The organism is Psychrobacter sp. CAL346-MNA-CIBAN-0220 (assembly GCF_040309805.1).
Taxonomy (GTDB): Bacteria; Pseudomonadota; Gammaproteobacteria; order Pseudomonadales; family Moraxellaceae; genus Psychrobacter.
In genome coordinates this window covers 1-279 of the sequence record NZ_JBEOPF010000180.1, presented here as the reverse complement: position 1 = coordinate 279, position 279 = coordinate 1, and the positions used below count along the sequence as shown (strand labels likewise).

Annotated in this window: 1 protein-coding gene; it reads right to left on the bottom strand. The window is 37.3% G+C overall.

Translation table 11 applies throughout. The annotated features are described in order from the left end of the window. On the bottom strand, nucleotides 1-279 hold a 279-nt coding region (locus AAEY88_RS13225; protein ID WP_350563128.1), incomplete at both ends, for a DUF6795 domain-containing protein.

Sequence of the window (279 nt, the reverse complement as noted above, 5' to 3'; positions counted from 1 at the left end):
GGTAATGTTATGTTGATTTGTGGCCCAGATATAAGTTTCGCTATCATTGCCATCCAACGTAAACTCTAAAACCTGCCTAACAACAGGTTCATGTAAAATATTACCTGGTAAGCGTGATTTGATCGCTTTTGCTGTAAAACTAAATTCACCTTCAGCGTTAGTCATACAGTTATCTGAATATTCTTCATCTGCATAGGTGAGGCTACGTTCTATGAGTAGCTCTTTAATGGGGATGCCATTGTTTGTTATTTTTCCTGAAATTTCTGGGCATAATTCAAC